Here is a 937-nt window from a genome sequence, read left to right as displayed (position 1 = left end):
CCAACCCGCCATCCCCAGCGCCCAACTCAAACCACACAATCTTCCCGTCCCCCGTAGTCCGCGTTCCCCATCGCGTCGCCAGCTGGTTCACCAGCTGCAACCCGCGCCCGCCCTCGTCCGTCTCCTGCGCCCGGCGCACCTGCGGCACCACATCCAGCGCGTCCCCCACCTCGACCAGCAGGCGGTCCGTCTTCAGCATGTCCAGCGACACCGGCGACCTCCCATACCGCTGGGCGTTCGTCACCAGCTCGCTGACCAGCAGCTCCGCCGTGTCCGCCAGCCCGCTCATGCCCCACTCCGCCAGCCGCTCGCGCACCTTCCGCCGCGCGTCCGACACCGCCGACGGGTGCGGGTCGAGCTGCCAGTGCGCCTTGCATTCCGGGGGGATCGACTGCACCTGCGCCAGCAGGAGGGTCGCGTCGTCGGAGGTGTCGCCCGTGATGCCCAGGACGTCCGTCACCGCGTCGCAGCATTCTTCCAAAGAGTCCGGGGGGCAGTTCGCCAGCAGTGCCGCCATCACGCCGATCCCCTCGTCGATGTCGCGTCCCTTGTCCTCGACCATCCCGTCCGTGTAGAACGCCAGGCGGGAGCGGTCCGGGATGTCGAACTCCTTGGTCTCGAACACCCAGCTCCGGTACGCCCCGCCGCCCACGCCCAGCGGCGGCGACGGCGGCACGTCCAGGCCGCCGACCGTGCCGTCCGGCGACAGCAACAGTGGCGGCGGGTGCCCTGCACGCGAGACCGCGAGCTTGCCGGTCGCCGGGTCGTAGACCGCGTAGATGCACGTCGCCAGGTGGTTCTCCGACAGCGACGCGCCCAGCTCGTCCAGCTGGTGCAGCACCTGCGCCGGGGACAGGTCCAGTCCGGCCAGCGTCCGCGCCGCGGTGCGGAACTGGCCCATGATCCCCGCGGCCCGCACCCCCACGCCCATCACGTC

General features: G+C 71.5%; 1 protein-coding gene. It reads right to left on the bottom strand.

The features are described from left to right. Positions 1-937 (bottom strand): ATP-binding SpoIIE family protein phosphatase (locus tag GWK61_RS54805; RefSeq protein WP_194922327.1); only part of this gene is annotated, 937 nt, incomplete at both ends.

Source organism: Catenulispora rubra (assembly GCF_015356825.1).
In the GTDB taxonomy this organism is placed as follows: domain Bacteria; phylum Actinomycetota; class Actinomycetes; order Streptomycetales; family Catenulisporaceae; genus Catenulispora; species Catenulispora rubra.
This window is presented reverse-complemented; position numbering and strand designations above follow the sequence as displayed.